The sequence below is a fragment of the Paenibacillus sp. FSL H8-0034 genome (assembly GCF_038000305.1).
GTDB lineage: Bacteria > Bacillota > Bacilli > Paenibacillales > NBRC-103111 > Paenibacillus_S.
This window is the reverse complement of record NZ_JBBOBS010000001.1, coordinates 1,562,494-1,578,790: the sequence shown is the minus strand read 5'-3', so window position 1 is coordinate 1,578,790 and position 16,297 is coordinate 1,562,494. Positions and strand designations below refer to the sequence as shown.

Here is a 16,297-nt window from a genome sequence, read left to right as displayed (position 1 = left end):
CAATGATCCTTGGGCTCTCATCTAACGTAAAACAGACCTGTCATTATAATAATTCAGATTTTATACCTGATAAACTGTTTGCCAATAGGAAAAGACCACGTATTCATCGTAGGCGAGGTCATTCACCCTATCCATTCTGAAGTTCTGTACGAAAATCTTGCGGAGTCATCCCGAACTTCCCCTTAAACGTTTTTGAAAAATGGGAGAAGCTTGAGTATCCTACGGAGGAAGCTACGTGTCCGATCGATGCTCCGGTATGTTCAAGCATCGATTTGGCCAATTTCATCCGTTCGTTGACGATGTAATCGGAGAGTGCTAAACCATTCTTTTTCCTGAACAATTTGGCAAGATAGTCCGGATTCAAATAAACATGATTGGCAATATCCTTGCGCATTAAAGGCTGATCGATGTTCTCGGCGATAAAACGCTTTACTTTCTCAACGATAGTTTGAGTTTCTTCCTGCTCGTCTAGATTCGCCGCTACAATCTCGATGATGTGCTCCACCCATTCATTGAGCTCCACAACAGAGCTGGTTACAGAAATAGCTTGCTCGGGCGATAAATGATCTGAAAATATCTGGTGAGCCATCACACCCTTTAAGTGAAGCACATAGTATACCATTTGTATAAAATCCTGATAAAAAAGCTGAAGCATACGTGCATTCGCCTTTTCGTCCGATTTGATCCTTTCCAAAAACGTTTTGACTTCGAGCAACAAACGGCTCCATTCGCCTTGCTTCAACAACTCTGTCCAATCGTTCATTAACGGTATTTCAATCATTCTCGGACCTCGGGCCACTTCATCCGGAACCGGGTAATCTTCGATGAAAAACTCACAATTTACGTTAATCACATTATTTTTGCGAAAGATACTTAGCTTCTCTATCATATCTATCATTTCGTGCAAATGAACGGGTTGGCCAATATAGCATGACAGGTCGCAGCAAATATATTGATTACAAAATTGAATGTAAGATCGGCACTTTTCTCTCAACACAGACTTCTCGTCAAGCCCAGATTCCTTATGAGGCAAAATAGCCAACAATATTCCACCATTCAATAGTATCACCTGCCCCATATCATGATCAGGGATCAGACTATAGGCGGCAGCGTTTCTCATTGCATATTCCATGATCTTGGTATCCCTTGGTGATAACTCCCGACGCCAGCGCTGCACATTGATCAGTATAGGTTTAAATCGCATATGCTCCGTAAGTGGAATATTCCGCAGCAACAAAGTATTCCCGATATCTAGCGGGTTAGAAGACAGGGTCCGATTCAATAAATCAAGCCAAAAACGTTCAATAATGAGCGGCTGCTGTTTCTTCCATAGGGTATAGTAATGATCGTAGTTTTTTTTGAATTCATCCTCCTGCTGTCTCTTCTCCACTTTATCCATCGCTTTTTGAATAACGCTCTCCAATTCTTCAAAGCAAACCGGCTTCAACAAATAATCAAGACTGCCTAATTGGATGGCCTGCTGCGCAAACCCGAAATTGATGTGGCAGGTAAGAAACACCCATTCTATCGAAGGATAATGCTCTCTTACCCACGTTAACAGTTCAATTCCGCTTCCTTCCGGCATTTCGATATCGCATATCAGAAAATCAATAGGATGTTTATCGATGACTTCCTTGGCCTGACGTATGTTATTGGCGAGGTGTATCGTATCGATATCAAATCTCTCCCAATTCACCCCAGATTGTAGTCCCTGTAAAGCATAATATTCATCATCTACGAGAAGCACTTGGTGCATCACGTTCAACCTCCCTAGTTTCCTGGTTAATGATCGGTACATGGATTCGTACGACAGCCCCTTTATTGATATCGTTAGCAAAATGAATCCATGTTCCTCCTTTGGGGTACAACAACCGTAATCTACGTCTTATATTCCAAATCCCGATATGGTTTCCTTCATCCCCCCCGATATCAATCCCGTCCAGCAATTTCTCCAGGATTTCCGGATGGAAGCCTTTTCCGGTATCGCGAATATCGATCCACATATAATGAGGATCTCCCTCGTCGACGTATACCTTGACCGTTATATGCATCAATGAATCCATCGATACGGCATGCTTGATCGTGTTCTCTACAAAAGTTTGACATACAAGCGGTGGCACCAGGCTGTCCATCAATTGATCCTCCGCCATGATCGTAACGGTCAACGTCTCTGGAAACCGCAATTGCTGGATTTTCAAATAATTACGTGTATGCTCAATCTCATCTCTGACCGGAACAAATGACAAGTTGCTTTGGAACATAAAACGGAAGTATCGGACCAGACTCAGTGACATTTCTTGAATGAGAACGTAATTTTTGATTTGAGCCAAATGATAAATAATGTTAAGTGCATTTAAGAAAAAATGAGGATTGATCTGCAGCTGCAAATGCTTCAGCTCTGTCTTTTGGTTATTTAACTGTTCTTCGTAAATGTTAATTTTTAATTCCTTGATTTGTGTCACCATAGTATTAAATGTCTCGTTGATGATGGAAAACTCAGTGGAGGAATCCTTCGGTTCGATTCGAGCCTCCCAATTGCCGGACTTGATTTTTCTCATCGCAGAAACGACCCGTTGCATGGGAACCAGTACGACTAACCTCAAAAATAAATAAACGACCGGCAGTACAATAATCGTTGCTACAACGATCATCGCTACAATTCGACGTAAATACGGAATGTTCTCCATGATTTGCCTTTCGTGGATCATCGCAAAAACAGTAAAATTCCCTTTTCTTGACTTCTTGCTAACGGTCATATACTGATTATGGCTGCCCACCCTGCTATATCCATTTAAAGTGGGAAGAAATTCAATGCCTTCCTTATTGATAGTGGGATCGAAAATAACAGGTTGATATTGCTCATTCACCATTAGAACCGCCCCTTCTTGTCCCAGGTCCGTGGACTCGAAAGGAAGCATAAGCTGGTTGATATTAATCATCGCCCCAATATAAACATTTCCGTATCGAATCAATCTGTAGAGGGATGGCGTCGCTTTCTCTTGGTAAAGAAACCATTGTGGATGAGTTGGATTTTGTTGTTGATCAAATAAGCTTTGGATTTCGCTTTTTAACCGTATTCGCTCCAAATACGCCATCTGTTGGGTTGGGGCAGACACTAAATCACCATTCGTATTAGAGAAGATAAAGAACATATCTATTTTGTCATAGTAAACAATGTCATTCGATAACCTATTATACAACCGGATACGCGCCAAATTGTATACATCTGAGTTACTTTGTTCCGGTAAATCCAAGGCTAACAAATCAGGCTCTTGAGCAATTAAGTTATTTAAATACTTGTCGACATCCTCCAGTTCTTTATCTATCGTCCCCATGTACAGGTTTAACAGATTTTCGTTGGAATGGGCGACTTGATTCCGTATGACCTCAATCGCATAAAAGTTATAGTAAATTAACATGATACTTGAAGGAAGAATGAGAATTAAGAAGACGAATAAGATTTGATTTTGCAGAGATTTAAATACTTTCAATTTTCTCCAGTGTTCAAATACCATTCATCTCAGCCCCTTTGTTAGATCATTGTAAAGGATGTAAGTGTTTTCATCAACGGTATGCCAAGTTTTCCCCTCCCTCCCGTAACGATCTTGCCAAATACAAAAAAACCATCCGAATCAATCGGATGGCCCTTTCTATACTCTATACATATCCACATTGCTCTTCTCTAAACCCTTTGCTACACACCTGAATAAGCCATAAATCCGCCATCCACCGGCACCGTAATACCGGTCACAAAGCCGGATAGATTCGAATCGGCCAGCCACAGCAGCGTTCCCAGCAGATCGTCGGGAGTACCGAATCTTCTCATTGGCGTATGCGTGATGATTTTGTGCGATCTTTCGGTTAACGAGCCGTCTTCGTTCGTCAGCAGCTTCTTATTTTGCTCCGTCAGGAAAAAGCCCGGTGCAATTGCATTTACCCGAATACCGGAATCCGCCATGTGCACAGCAAGCCATTGGGTAAAGTTTTCGATAGCAGCCTTCGCCGCGCTGTAGACCGGAACCTTGGTCATCGGACTCGGTGCGCTCATTGAGGACATGTTGATCACAACCGCGCCCGGACGATTGATCATCCCCTTGGAAAATACTTGTGTTGGCAGGATCGTTCCCAGAAAGTTCAGATTGAATACATATTCAATTCCCTCCTGGCTTAAGTCAAAAAACGTCTTCAGCTCTTTGTTATCCAAATCCTCAAGCTTCAGTGTTTCATTCGTTGTGATGCCCTTCGGATGATTGCCTCCTGCGCCATTAATCAGAATATCGCAAATGCCGAGCTGTTCGGTGACCTGCTTCTCTGCAGCCTGTACGCTTTCGATATCGACCACATTACAAGCCACTGCAATCGCAACGCCACCAGCCTCACGAATCGTAGCCGCGACGAGCTCGCCTTTCTCCGCTGTCCGATTGAGGATAGCCACCTTGACGCCTTGACGTCCAAGCTCTCTGGCCATTGCCGAGCACAGCACGCCGCTGCCTCCAGTAATAACCGCTACTTTTCCTTGTAAATTCTCATTAATGCTGATCATACCCTCGTCCCCCGTTTCGTTCTCTCCAATGAATCCCATATCCCCCATAGATACATAATGCCAAGCGCACGGTCATATAAGCCGTACCCCGCCCGGCATTTCTCATCCCAAATATGACGGCCGTGATCCGGTCGTGCGTAGCCTGTGAAGCCTTTCTCATGGTACGCCTTTACAATATCGCAAATATCTACACTTCCGTCGGAGGCTCTATGCGAGGTTTCGATGAAATCCCCATTTTCGTAAAGCCGCACATTGCGAATATGGGCAAAAGGAATCCGGTCCGCGAACTCCCTGACCATCTCGGCTACATTATGGTTCGGATTCACACCGAGTGAACCGCTGCACAGCGTCACGCCGTTATACGGATTATCGACCAGCTTCAGCAGCTTACGGATGCTGTCGGGACCGGTCATAATTCTCGGCAAGCCGAAAATCGACCAAGGCGGATCATCCGGGTGAATCGCCATCTTGATATCGTTGGCCTCCGCAACCGGAATAATCTGCTCCAGAAAATATTGAAGATGATTCCATAGGTCATCTTCGGTGACGTTCTTGTACGACTCGAATACCGAGGATAAGTGAAGCAATCTGGCAGGCTCCCAGCCTGGCATCGTAAAGTCGGGATTTTCGTTGATTTTCAACACAAGCTCCATCGGGTCCATCGCGTCAACCTTCGCTTTTTCGTAAAATAGCGCGGTTGAGCCATCCTCCAGCTCCTTAAACAAATCGGTGCGAATCCAGTCAAACACAGGCATGAAATTATAACAGATCACCTTCGCGCCTACCTTGGCCAGCTTCTCAATCGTCCGTTTGTAATTTTCGATGTAGCGATCGCGCGTCGGCAGACCCAGCTTGATATCCTCATGGACATTGACGCTTTCAACGACCTCCAGATGGAAGCCGTAAGAATCAGCCAGTTTTTTGTAAGCTAGGATGTCCTCCATGGGCCATTCTTCGCCTGCGGGCAGATGATGAAGCGCCCAGACAATGCCCTCAACTCCTGGAATTTGTTTGATTTGCGGCAGGGTTACGGTATCGTTGCCTTCTCCATACCATCTAAATACCATTCTCATCCTGATTCCTCCAACAACAACTAATTATACTGATATGACTAGTATACTAGATTGTTTATATGTTTGAATACGTTTTCTCAAAAAATAAATAGCCCGCGTGAGACTATTTAAAATATCCGGGATACTTGTGTTTTAATTCCTCTTTTTCAATAACGACCCGCTCCAGATGATCCCGTAACACCTGTTCGGCTGCATCAGGATTTTTGTCCTTGATCGCTTGAACAATGCCACGATGCTGGGAAAGAATGATTTTCCAGTCATGATTCGTAGCCAATCGCAAAAAACGGATTCGGTTATAATGTGTCGTCACCTGCTGAATAAGACCCCAGGTGCGCGTACGCCCGCAGCCTACAATAATGGACCGATGGAACTCCTCGTCCAGCTCGAACAATCGTTCATAATTCTCTTCGGATTCGCACAGCTCCTGCAGCGCAATCAGGTTCTGAAGGTGCAGCACCTGCTCGCTGCTCAGCTTTACGCACGCCTCACGCACAATCGCGGACTCCATTGTTTCTCTTAGGAATCGGGCTTCCTCAGCATGCTGCATATCGATCAGCGAAATCACGGATCCTTTTTGCGGAGTGGTTTCAATCAGCTCATCCTGTGACAATTTAACAAGCGCCTCGCGAATCGGTGTCCTGCTGACCTGAAGCATTTCCACCAGCTCTTTTTCCGAGATTAAACGTCCGGGCTCCAGCTTTAATTCCATAATATTTTTTTTCAGGTTTTCGTATACATGATCCCGAATGAGTCCCTTTTTATCTTTTAAAGTTGTTAGTTGCGTAGACATTAAAAAACCTCCCAGGCTCATTCGAGCTCATGCTGTATGATATACGAGGACAAAAACGCATCTGACGGATACTGCACACATTGCGGTTTTCTACTCACTATTTATCACTATTATATACGAAGACCTGCCAGCGACATAGAAAAATTGTCAGTGTCCTCCGAGTTGTCGTTTTTGTTTAACCTTTGACTGAGCCCATTAAGGCTCCTTTGGCAAAATGCTTCTGCAGGAATGGATATACAATCATAATAGGAATCGTGGATACGACGATAACCGCCATTTTGACGGATTCGCCATAGAAGGCCACCGATTCGCCGCCATCACCCAAGCCGCCGGACGCCAGCACGACGATCTGTCTGAGCAGTACCTGAACCGGCCATTTATCCGGAGTGTTGATGAACATGATCGCGTTGAAATATTGATTCCATATGCCAACCGCATAAAATAAACCAAAAGCAGCGAGCGACGGGAGCGAAAGCGGTAAAACAATTCTTATTAACACGACAATCTCATGGGCCCCGTCCATCTTGGCGGATTCGATCAGCTCGGTCGGCACGCTGGAAAAGAAGTCGCGCAAAATAATCAGATAAAAAGCACTGACCAAGCCGGGAATCATAAGCGCCCACAGCGAATCAATCATGTTCAGCTCCTTGACCACGAAATAAGTAGGGATAAGCCCGCCTTGAAAGAGCATCGTGAATAACACGAGCAGCATGATTTTGCTTCGGCCGGGAAGCTGCTTATAAGATAAGGAATAAGCCATCAATGCGGTCGTAAGCAAGCTCAGAGCCGTTCCCAGCAAAGTAATGTAGATCGAAACACCCAAGCTTCTGACAAACGTTTTCGTTGAGAAAATGTAGCGGTACGCGTCCAGATTATAATCACTCGGCCAGCCTGAGGTATCTGCAGAGAAAGAAGTGATAATGACGTATACGAATGGTAAAAAAGTAAGCAATCCGATCAAACCAAGCAGGACGTAGTTGCACATTTCGAATATTTTTTCACCAAAAGTCTGATTGTGATGCATGGTGCTCTCCACCTTTGCTTAATATATTCCCTCTTCGCCAAACCATTTGGCAATCTTGTTTGCCATGAGCACCAGGACGAGTCCCACCACCGACTTGAACAGCCCGACCGCCGCGCTATAACTAAATTGGCCTTGCTGTAAACCGACGCGGTACACATAAGTATCAAACACTTCGCCGACATCACGGTTAACGGAATTGACCATCAGGAAGATCTGCTCAAATCCCAGATCAAGAAAGCTTCCGAGTCTCAGGATGAAGAGAATCACAATAACGCTCCGAATCGCAGGCAGCGTCACATGCCAAAGCTGCTGAAACCGATTAGCGCCATCCATACGGGCCGCCTCATACAATTGCAGGTTCACTCCCGCCAGAGCTGCCAGGAATATGATGGTGCCCCAGCCTGCGTCTTTCCAAATCATCTGCATCACAATCAAAGGCCGGAACCAATATTCGCTGGTTAAAAATTCAGCAGGCTTGTACCCAAGCGCTATTAATATTTGGTTGATGATACCGCCCTCTGTAGTCAGAAGCACGTAAGAGATACCGGCAATAACGACCCACGACAGAAAATGTGGAATGTAAACAAGGGTTTGCACGAATCGCTTGAACATCTCTCTGCGAACCTCGTTCAGCAGCAAAGCCAGGACAATCGTTATCGGGAAAAAGATCAATAGGCTGTACAGCCCGATAACGATGGTGTTTCGGAAAAGCATCCAAAATTCCGGCATCCCGAAAAATCGTCTGAAATGCGCCAACCCGACCCATTCGCTTTGCATCAATCCGGCGAAAGGCTGGTAATTCTTGAATGCCATGATCACGCCCCACAAAGGGACATATTTAAATAAAAAGAAATAAATAATGCCCGGAACCATAAACAAATATAACCAGCGGTATTTCCACATTTCTCTCATGGCCAGTTGTACCTGCATTGTGTTCTTCACCTCATCCTGTTTGAATTCTGCAGCTGTCCTTTAGTTACTCTTCAGCCCATGGTTGACGAACTGATACTACGGTTTCACCGGTCACAATCGCCTGCTCAATCAGCATCCCGATATAGTGGTCCTGGGATGCCTCCGGCAAACCATAGAATCCGGGGCCGCCTGCGGCGTAAGCAGCCATTTTGTTCAGGCAGGCAGCAATGGCAATCTCATCGTCATACAGCCTTGCCGGCATAAAAGGATTTTCGTATACCCAACGTTCACCTGCCATAATTCCTTTCAGAAAGTAGCCCTCCGCGTTCTCATATTCGCCTTTGTTGACGCGCTTTAATTCCGACTGAATCTGTGTGCAGGATGGGTCCTGTATGCTGATCCGGTTATCGAATATTTCCCCGCGCTCTCCCCTTATACTCATATGATTGGAGCGTGTCCAGGAACGATGCTGATCCTTGGTGAAGTCATAAATACCGAGCTTGCCGCCAAAATCGAGCCAAGCCAAATCCCTCTCCGACTTGACTAGCTTATCTTCTGTCGGAGGACCGCTGCGATTAGGCCCGGCAACCCAATTCGATTCGAATCGCATGGCCTTAATTTTGACTTGCTCATACTGGACCCCAAGCATTTTTCGAATTAAGCTGACAGCATGATAAAATTGAGAAATCGATACGGTCACCTGATTCACGCTGCCTAATTGTCCTGACTGGATAATAGCTGACCGCGCTTCTTGTACAGGGTGAAACTGATACTGCTCGGCTACTTGAATCCGCGCTCCTTGGCGGACAAGCTTGTCATACACCTGTAATAAACCTTCGAGATTCGGAGCTGGAGGCGTTTCCGCAAGAACAGGAATTCCCCGTTCGGCCAGCTGCACCATATAATCAAAAGCAGCCGACGAGCTAACGGATAATACGACAAAATCTGGCTGTTCATTCGCCAACAGCTGCTCCAGACTCCGATAGGTCGCTACATGCCATTGGTCCTCCATGGCCCGACCCTTGGATTCGTCACGGACCACCATGCCACTGATGCGAAACTGCTCCGGCAGTGCTTGCGCTATTCTCAGAAAATATTGTGCGCGAAACCCACTGCCGCCGATGATGCTGAATGTTGCTGGTTTTGCCATCTATTCCACCGCCTTTTCTATATAAGAAAATGAATCGAAGTCAGCGTGCTTTCGGGTGCCGCTTAAATCCTGAGCACACATTCCGATAAAGGTGCCTGTAAAACGAATATAATCAGGATAATCATCTGATAAATGACAAATATCGACAGCCGGACCGATGGCCGCCCATTCGCCACCGTCAGCTGCGTAATAAAATTGCAGCACTTCACGGTCGATAATGGCTTTTAGCTTACAGCGGGTGATGTCCTGCAGTGGGATGTCCGTATCCAACAGCTCATCATACACGCCACCCACCGATTGAATAATCCCGATGCATTTGCCATGCACCTCATGGTGAGTGATACGCAAATACATGTAATCCTCCGTATCGTAGTAAACAATCAACCCCGCCAGCTGCTGAAAGTTGTCAGGCTCAAATTCCACAACGGTTTCAGCTTCGCAATGAAACGCCTGCTGCCTGCGGGCTACAAGACTTTGCCTGTGAAGCGAGCTCATCGATTCCATACCCTTCAGACGCAGAAACCCAGGTCGTTCTGTCAAAGAAAGCCAATCCGGCCCCGGCGAAATCCGCAGCGTATTCCATACGACCCCGAGACTCGCATCATCAAAGTGATCCACTGCCGGTTCCGATTCAAAAACAAACGGATCGATCCTCGGCGCCTTAACACTCGATTTGGGCCCATTGCCCTCTTCAACCCTAAGCCAGTGATCCTCGGTCCAATAGCAGCGCTGTAAAGCCGTCTCTCTACCCAAATTGCAGTATTTGTCCTTAACGGGTCTGGCACATAGATGGGCTAAATACCATTCTCCGGTATGTGTTTCCACCAATGAGCCATGCCCCGCTTTTTGCAGCGCCAGCTCGGGTTTACCGGCAGATGTGAGGATGGGATTGGTAGGGTCCACCTCGTAAGGGCCTTCAATGGACTTGGCTCTCGCCATCGTCACCGCATGGTTATATTGCGTACCGCCTTCAGCGGTCATTAAATAATAAAACCCGTTTCTTTTGTACAAATGCGGCCCTTCGGTGAGCTTTAGCTCCGTCCCTTTAAAAATATTAATGACCGGACCGATCAGCCTGCGTTCCTTCACCGAATATTCCTGCAGCGCTGTGCCCGCGAATTTATTATTTCCTTTGCGATGGTCCCACAGCATATTGACCAGCCACTTCCGCCCATCATCATCGTGAAACAGCGAAGGGTCGAATCCACTGCTGTTCAGAAAAATAGGCTCCGACCAGGGACCCATCATATCAGGGGCCGTAACCATATAATTATGAGTATCCTTAAATGCCCCTTTTCGGCTCTTCACATCGGTATATATCAAATAAAATAAACCGTCATCATAGGTTAAGCAGGGAGCCCATACGCCTCCTGAGTTCAGTTCACCCTCCATGTTCAGCTGCGAAATGCGATTCAAGGGCCGGGTTAAGAGGCGCCAATGCACCAAATCCTTGGAATGATGAATCTGAACACCGGGAAACCATTCAAATGTCGATGTTGCAATATAATAATCTTCTCCAACCCGAAGAATTGATGGATCCGGGTTAAATCCGGTCAGAATCGGATTCATAATCGTCTGCACGGCAGGTAAACCTCCTACTATAAAGTAATATTTTCTCCTGTTTTCTCGCTTATCCTCAGTATTTCAACATTGACACCTTGAGTGGTAGTTGTGCAGAATGTAGCCTACACCTGATTTTCTGTAAGGACGTAGGCAGGAACAGAGCTTAGGATCGTTTGGATTCCAAAACTGTGGATAATTGGATATGATCGCACAGTTGGATCTCCACATTCACCCTTGGGGTTTACCCTCCTATGTCACACTGGGTCTATGCCCTCACATTCCTTCGTTCTACCTCTCAAGGGGTGGATGCCGATTCTTGCTCCTTTACGGGGTCGTTGCCCTTATGGAATGTTGTTCGTCGGCTTCTCCGATGCTTCTGTTGTCATTGCCTAACACATGTGAATTAACTCGAGTTACAGATGATTTGCTTTGTTTTTAAGCTGCCTCTAGCTGCATATGAAACTGTCGAACAGGACCGAGTACATCTTTCGCGTTGTACTCTCTTTGCTTTGTCCCCAAGGTATGCAGGACTCGAATCAGCTTTCCACATAAGGCAATGAGGGACTGTTTCTTCTTGAGCGGATTCTGGCTACGGGTCGTGTATTGCTTATGAAGAGCCTTAAACGCTTCGTTTTTAGCAGCCATTGGCATCACGGCGCGGAACAGTAGCGCACGCAGACGTGATCGCCCTCGCTTACTAATCCCTGTCCTGCCCTTGCGCTTGCCCGAACTGTTCTCTCTCAAGTTCAGTCCAGCGAGCCGTATGATTTGTTGTCCGTGATCGTAGTTGTTCAGATCGCCTACCTCCGCTAGAAAACCGGCTACTGTTATCGCTCCGATTCCTGGCACGCTCAGCATCTGTTCAGCCCCTGGGATCTCGCTGAGTATGTGCATAACCTGATTGATGATCTGTTCGAGTTGTTCACAAAACAGGTCGTACTGCCCCAGTAGCGTGTCCAACTCAATCCGAGCAGCTCTTGCACCCTCTGTAAGTCCGATCGATTCAGAAGCAGCCGTGTAGAGTGCCTCTGCACGTTTGATACCTACGCCACGTTTGACCTCCGTTTTCCAGTGAGACAGAACACTTCTTGCCCCTTTCAGGACAATATCCGCTGGCAGCGCAAATGATCGCAACGTCATGAGCGATGCCTTACCTTCCCAGGCCTTGAATACCGTGGTGTACTCGGGAAAGAACCGATCAAGCCAGTTACCAATGCGACCTTTGACCTGAGTCAAGCTAGCCGACACCTTCTCCCGAAGGTTCATGAGAATTCGTAATTCTGCATATTCCTTCGTCGGTAGCTTTGGCTCCGAGTACTTCCCGTTTCGGATGAGATCGGCAATGACTTTGGCGTCCTTGTAGTCGCTCTTGGTCTGAGAGTTGTCCTCCAGTTCTTTCGTCTTATTCACATGATGCGGATTCACAACGACGACTTGGATGCCTTGATCTTGCAAGAAAGCCGCTAACGGAAACCAGTAGTGTCCGGTAGGTTCGATGCCAAACACGATGTCTGTTTTGCTGTGTGTTTGACCGAGTTCCTTCATCCACATGGCCAGTTTCGTTAGCCCTGTATGGTCGTTATGGAACACGCAGTCTTTTCCTAGCTCAATGCCTCGGAAATCCACCGCTCGAGCCACATGAACCTTTTTGGCGATATCTGCTCCAACGACCAGTGTTTTTTCGGTAATTCGGGTAATCCGTTGATTCTGTTTCTGTTTTAGCTTATTCTTCATAGTGAGTGCCTCTTTTCGTATGTGGGTTTTGTTCTTCCCGGAACGTTCCCAGTATACTAGAGGCGCTTTTTTCATTCAAAGCTCAAATTACTTCATTACAGGAATGGCTCCTTTATTCATATTTCCCGCCTAACGTAATATCGTTTTTGGCAAATCCGGTTACCGAATTTGTTTTTTCGTAGAAATGGGTAGCGTTGGCCATAATGCCTTCTCTTGTATAAAACAGGCTATCCGGCTGTAAAGGCAATTCGACCTGCTGCCCTGTGCTGGCTGCCATATAAATCGCGGTAATCAGCTCCAGCGTTTTCTTTCCTTCATAACCATCGACCAATACGGTCAACGTATCGTTTTCTATAGCTGACAGCACATTATCAATTTGTCCTTGATGTCCACTGTAAGGTACCGGAGGGAGCTCGTTGTACAGCTGTTCAATTTCATTTTCCAATTCGACATTTTTAATGGGGAATCCATTCTCTTTGGGAACGGAAGCGTACACTTTCCATGGAGCCGAGATTCTTGCTTTTTCCCCTTGAAAAATGAGCTGCTGCTCTTCACCATGATGAACAACCGAGCTTGTGATTTGCGCCAGCGCACCGCTCGGATAAGATAGGACGGCGATCGACAAATCCTCCACTTCCGCATTGTCATGTGAGGTATTGCTCATGATCGCCTGCACCTTGGTCGGCATCCCCATCATCCATTGAAGCATGTCAATGTGATGCACCGCATGATTGAGCGTGCAGCCTCCGCCTTCCTTCTCCCACGTGCCTCTCCACCAGAGATCGTAATAAACATGTCCACGCCACCAGTACGATTCCACCTGAGCATGTACCACCTTGCCCATTTTTCCTGAATCCAGCACCTGCTTTAATTTCATGATCGGATCGCGGAAGCGGTTTTGACCGACTACGGACAGAATCTTCTTCGCTTTCTCTGCCGCTGCAATCATCCGGTCACATTCAGCCAACGAGGAGGACATCGGCTTCTCCACCAGCACATGCTTGCCGGCATTCAAGAATTGAATGGATAAATCGGCATGTGTATAAGGCGGCGTGCAAATGGAAACGAGATCAATATCATCCCGTGAAGCAAGGTCGGCGGAATCACTGACGATGTCACAATTCAGTTTGTGCTGTTCCTTAAGTATTGCTGCTTTTTCCGGGTAAATATCGCATAAAGCGACGATTTGGCACCGCTCCGGAAAAGAAATGTAGGCTGCCAAATGAGCTGCCGAAATACCGCCTGTACCTACTATCGCGACTCTAATCATGAATATAACCTCCTGTTTTTAACTGAACATCCTCATTAGAACACTATTCAAAAAGATGCGCCGCTACTACTGAGAAAGGGAGTGCCTCCGCTCATTACGCTCCTCCAGCAGCCACAATATGGCGGTTACGCCTCGCGGATAATATTTGCTGCCGATAATAACCCCGGCAAGAATTTGATCGCTCCAGCTCCAATACGAATGCTCCGGATGCTTCAGCCAGTCAACGTGAGCCGCATCGGCCTTCTCATCCTGCGGGAAGCCCAGCAGCTTACGGGCAATAAACTGGCATAAATAGATTTTACTCAGCCATGAATTGCTGCTGGTTGAGGACAGCTTCCAGCCTCCATCGGGAAACAGGCAAATGTCAGGGACCAGAACGGCAGCCAAGTGCTGCTTCAAAGCCTGAATGTAAGGACCGAACCTGCCCTTCGCATCCAAAGCTTCCTCGCAGCCTGCAAAATAAGGAAAAATCAATCCCTCTATCGCTGGAATAATTTTCGAATCATTATGCTCATTAATAACTGCGGGAATATATCCTTGATCCGTCATCTTGGAGGCAAGTGTTGCTGCGCATCGCTCCGCTTGTTTGCCCGCTTCGATGGCTAGCTGTTCCTCGCCTGTGCTGCGGAATAGCTTCTCGAGCGCAACATAAGCAGCCCAGCATTTGCCTGCCATATAAATGTTGTTGCGCGCTTGACCCAGAGAAATGTCCAGGCTGTCATAGGTCGATATTTCCGCTCCACCCATCGTTCGGCTGCTGTCGAGTCCCATAATCCCATTGCGCTGCTCGGGAATCGGATGATCCCGGTTCAGCATGCTATTGAAGCATAGCTTAAGTGTGGCCAAATGGCGGTTCAGAAAATCGCTGTCCCCCGTCTGCTCCATATAGACGACGGTACAGCAAATCCAGTTGACCAGCTGCTCATGCGTCATGTAGGAGAAGCAATCTTTAATACCGGATATTTCGTAGGATGAATACTGTGGACGGGAGAACACATTGGCTACACCCATATCATGGGTAAAGCTGATACCTCCGGGGTATTCGACAGCATCATCGGGAAAGCTTACTTGATCTTCATAGCTGTACCTCCGCACAAACATATCCAGCTCGTTACGGACGGTCCAAGGGTTCATTTTCAGCTCATAGAACAGTTGGTCTGCTGTCAAATCAAAGGTGTTCATCATCCGATACTCGCCTTCGTTGACGACCCAGAAGGGCTCCCCTTCATAGTCCAGCAGCTGTGTGTTGCCGTAATAGCTGCGGATGGCATGAGCAAGCATAAACTTTTGGTCATCGGATAAATGGGCTGTATCGACCATTTCGTTCGATTGCTCGCATGAAGCGACCAGTGCGTCATAATGCTCAAGTGCGTAGGCTGAAACCGCTTCGATATTTTTGAAAAAGCGTGTGTACAGGTAAGACGTATCCATCCCGGCCGTAACAATGCCCCCGCGATAAAAGCAGATCGCATACCGCACGGTTTTCTTCTCACCCGCCGCAACGTCGGTAATCAGGGCGCCGCATCCGCCAAGGCCGAACGCACGGTTTTCATTCAGGGAATTGCTCAAAATTTTCTCCATCGTAAAGCCCTGAGCAGAAGAAGTATCCGGGTCCAGGGATACAATAGCTGTGTTAAGCCCCTGCCCGACACCTTTAAATCGACCTTCGCTCGTATCGTCCAGCCTTCTCATCGCACTATAAGGATCATTGCCCTGATAGCCGAAGAAAGCCCGCCTTGTGCGGGTGCCTTTCGTATTATCTATAGTCAGCTCGGCAAAAACAGCCGGAACGATTGCTTCCTTCAGTAGATCAGCCTCTGCAGTCTCTGGATCAGGAACGCTGCGTACCGGTGAATAAATTCGAAACGTAAGCTCTCCCGCTTTCCATGTATCCGTACCTAGCTTATAATCGCGAACGATGCTTTGAGCAGGGAAAGTAACGAGACGCTGCTTGTTCGCAGGGACGGTCTCTTCCGCTTTTTCCACATCGTATCTTGCACTTTCATCCACAGCCTCCACGGCCTCCGTAAAGAAGGGCAGAGCCTCATACAAGCTGCCGTCATCGGATTGCAATCCAATGAATACATTTTGATCGGCTGGTTTGCCGAGCTCAAGTCCCAAGCCACCCTTAGCGCCGCGGAATCCCAGTGTAAAGCTGGCAAATGCACCGATAGGTGAATGATGTGCGTTAAAAAATATTCGATCCGTCATGATGTCCTCCCAAGTTAAAATACAAGC

12 protein-coding genes are annotated in these 16,297 nt (G+C 46.9%); all 12 read right to left on the bottom strand.

Going from position 1 to position 16,297, the window contains the following annotated elements:
* Window positions 1–127: 127 nt before the first annotated feature.
* On the bottom strand, window positions 128–1,756 hold the full coding sequence (locus NST47_RS07170) for a response regulator (RefSeq protein WP_341154512.1): 1,629 nt from the start codon (window positions 1,754–1,756) through the stop codon (window positions 128–130).
* Window positions 1,731–3,491, bottom strand: a complete 1,761-nt coding sequence (locus tag NST47_RS07165) for a sensor histidine kinase (protein WP_341154511.1) — start codon at window positions 3,489–3,491, stop codon at window positions 1,731–1,733. The genes NST47_RS07170 and NST47_RS07165 overlap by 26 nt, the downstream gene beginning before the upstream one ends.
* Before the next feature lie 203 nt (window positions 3,492–3,694).
* Window positions 3,695–4,543, bottom strand: a complete 849-nt coding sequence (locus NST47_RS07160) for an SDR family oxidoreductase (RefSeq protein ID WP_341154510.1) — start codon at window positions 4,541–4,543, stop codon at window positions 3,695–3,697.
* Window positions 4,540–5,616, bottom strand: coding sequence for a mannonate dehydratase (uxuA, locus tag NST47_RS07155; RefSeq protein ID WP_341154509.1), 1,077 nt, complete (start codon window positions 5,614–5,616; stop codon window positions 4,540–4,542). Before uxuA ends, NST47_RS07160 begins: the two co-directional genes overlap by 4 nt.
* A 103-nt stretch (window positions 5,617–5,719) precedes the next feature.
* A complete protein-coding gene (locus NST47_RS07150; RefSeq protein WP_341154508.1) occupies window positions 5,720–6,406 on the bottom strand; it encodes a GntR family transcriptional regulator in 687 nt (228 codons plus the stop codon).
* 175 nt (window positions 6,407–6,581) lie between these two features.
* Complete coding sequence (locus NST47_RS07145) at window positions 6,582–7,430, bottom strand: carbohydrate ABC transporter permease (protein WP_076235048.1); 849 nt, start codon at window positions 7,428–7,430, stop codon at window positions 6,582–6,584.
* A gap of 18 nt (window positions 7,431–7,448) precedes the next feature.
* Complete coding sequence (locus NST47_RS07140) at window positions 7,449–8,360, bottom strand: ABC transporter permease (protein WP_076235046.1); 912 nt, start codon at window positions 8,358–8,360, stop codon at window positions 7,449–7,451.
* 46 nt (window positions 8,361–8,406) lie between these two features.
* Window positions 8,407–9,492 carry a Gfo/Idh/MocA family protein gene (locus tag NST47_RS07135; protein WP_341154507.1) on the bottom strand — a complete coding sequence of 362 codons (1,086 nt, stop codon included), beginning with the start codon at window positions 9,490–9,492 and terminating at the stop codon, window positions 8,407–8,409.
* Entirely contained in the window at window positions 9,493–11,061 is a 1,569-nt protein-coding gene (locus tag NST47_RS07130; RefSeq protein ID WP_445667446.1) for a glycoside hydrolase family 43 protein, read from the bottom strand.
* Between the two features lie 429 nt (window positions 11,062–11,490).
* Window positions 11,491–12,789, bottom strand: a complete 1,299-nt coding sequence (locus tag NST47_RS07125; protein WP_341154505.1) for an IS110 family transposase — start codon at window positions 12,787–12,789, stop codon at window positions 11,491–11,493.
* Window positions 12,790–12,901: 112 nt separating this feature from the next.
* Window positions 12,902–14,059 (bottom strand): Gfo/Idh/MocA family protein, encoded by a 1,158-nt coding sequence (locus tag NST47_RS07120; protein WP_341154504.1) that lies wholly within the window; start codon window positions 14,057–14,059, stop codon window positions 12,902–12,904.
* A 66-nt stretch (window positions 14,060–14,125) separates the two neighbouring features.
* Window positions 14,126–16,270 carry a glycoside hydrolase family 52 protein gene (locus NST47_RS07115; RefSeq protein ID WP_341154503.1) on the bottom strand — a complete coding sequence of 715 codons (2,145 nt, stop codon included), beginning with the start codon at window positions 16,268–16,270 and terminating at the stop codon, window positions 14,126–14,128.
* Window positions 16,271–16,297: the final 27 nt, after the last annotated feature.

What these genes read in the sequence shown, in the direction of transcription:
- NST47_RS07170 (WP_341154512.1), bottom strand. Translation starts at nt 1,756, where the DNA reads ATGCACCAAGTGCTTCTCGTAGATGATGAATATTATGCTTTACAGGGA.
- NST47_RS07160 (WP_341154510.1), bottom strand. Translation starts at nt 4,543, where the DNA reads ATGATCAGCATTAATGAGAATTTACAAGGAAAAGTAGCGGTTATTACT.
- uxuA (WP_341154509.1), bottom strand. Translation starts at nt 5,616, where the DNA reads ATGAGAATGGTATTTAGATGGTATGGAGAAGGCAACGATACCGTAACC.
- NST47_RS07150 (WP_341154508.1), bottom strand. Translation starts at nt 6,406, where the DNA reads ATGTCTACGCAACTAACAACTTTAAAAGATAAAAAGGGACTCATTCGG.
- NST47_RS07145 (WP_076235048.1), bottom strand. Translation starts at nt 7,430, where the DNA reads ATGCATCACAATCAGACTTTTGGTGAAAAAATATTCGAAATGTGCAAC.
- NST47_RS07140 (WP_076235046.1), bottom strand. Translation starts at nt 8,360, where the DNA reads ATGCAGGTACAACTGGCCATGAGAGAAATGTGGAAATACCGCTGGTTA.
- NST47_RS07135 (WP_341154507.1), bottom strand. Translation starts at nt 9,492, where the DNA reads ATGGCAAAACCAGCAACATTCAGCATCATCGGCGGCAGTGGGTTTCGC.
- NST47_RS07130 (WP_445667446.1), bottom strand. Translation starts at nt 11,061, where the DNA reads ATGAATCCGATTCTGACCGGATTTAACCCGGATCCATCAATTCTTCGG.
- NST47_RS07125 (WP_341154505.1), bottom strand. Translation starts at nt 12,789, where the DNA reads ATGAAGAATAAGCTAAAACAGAAACAGAATCAACGGATTACCCGAATT.
- NST47_RS07120 (WP_341154504.1), bottom strand. Translation starts at nt 14,059, where the DNA reads ATGATTAGAGTCGCGATAGTAGGTACAGGCGGTATTTCGGCAGCTCAT.
- NST47_RS07115 (WP_341154503.1), bottom strand. Translation starts at nt 16,270, where the DNA reads ATGACGGATCGAATATTTTTTAACGCACATCATTCACCTATCGGTGCA.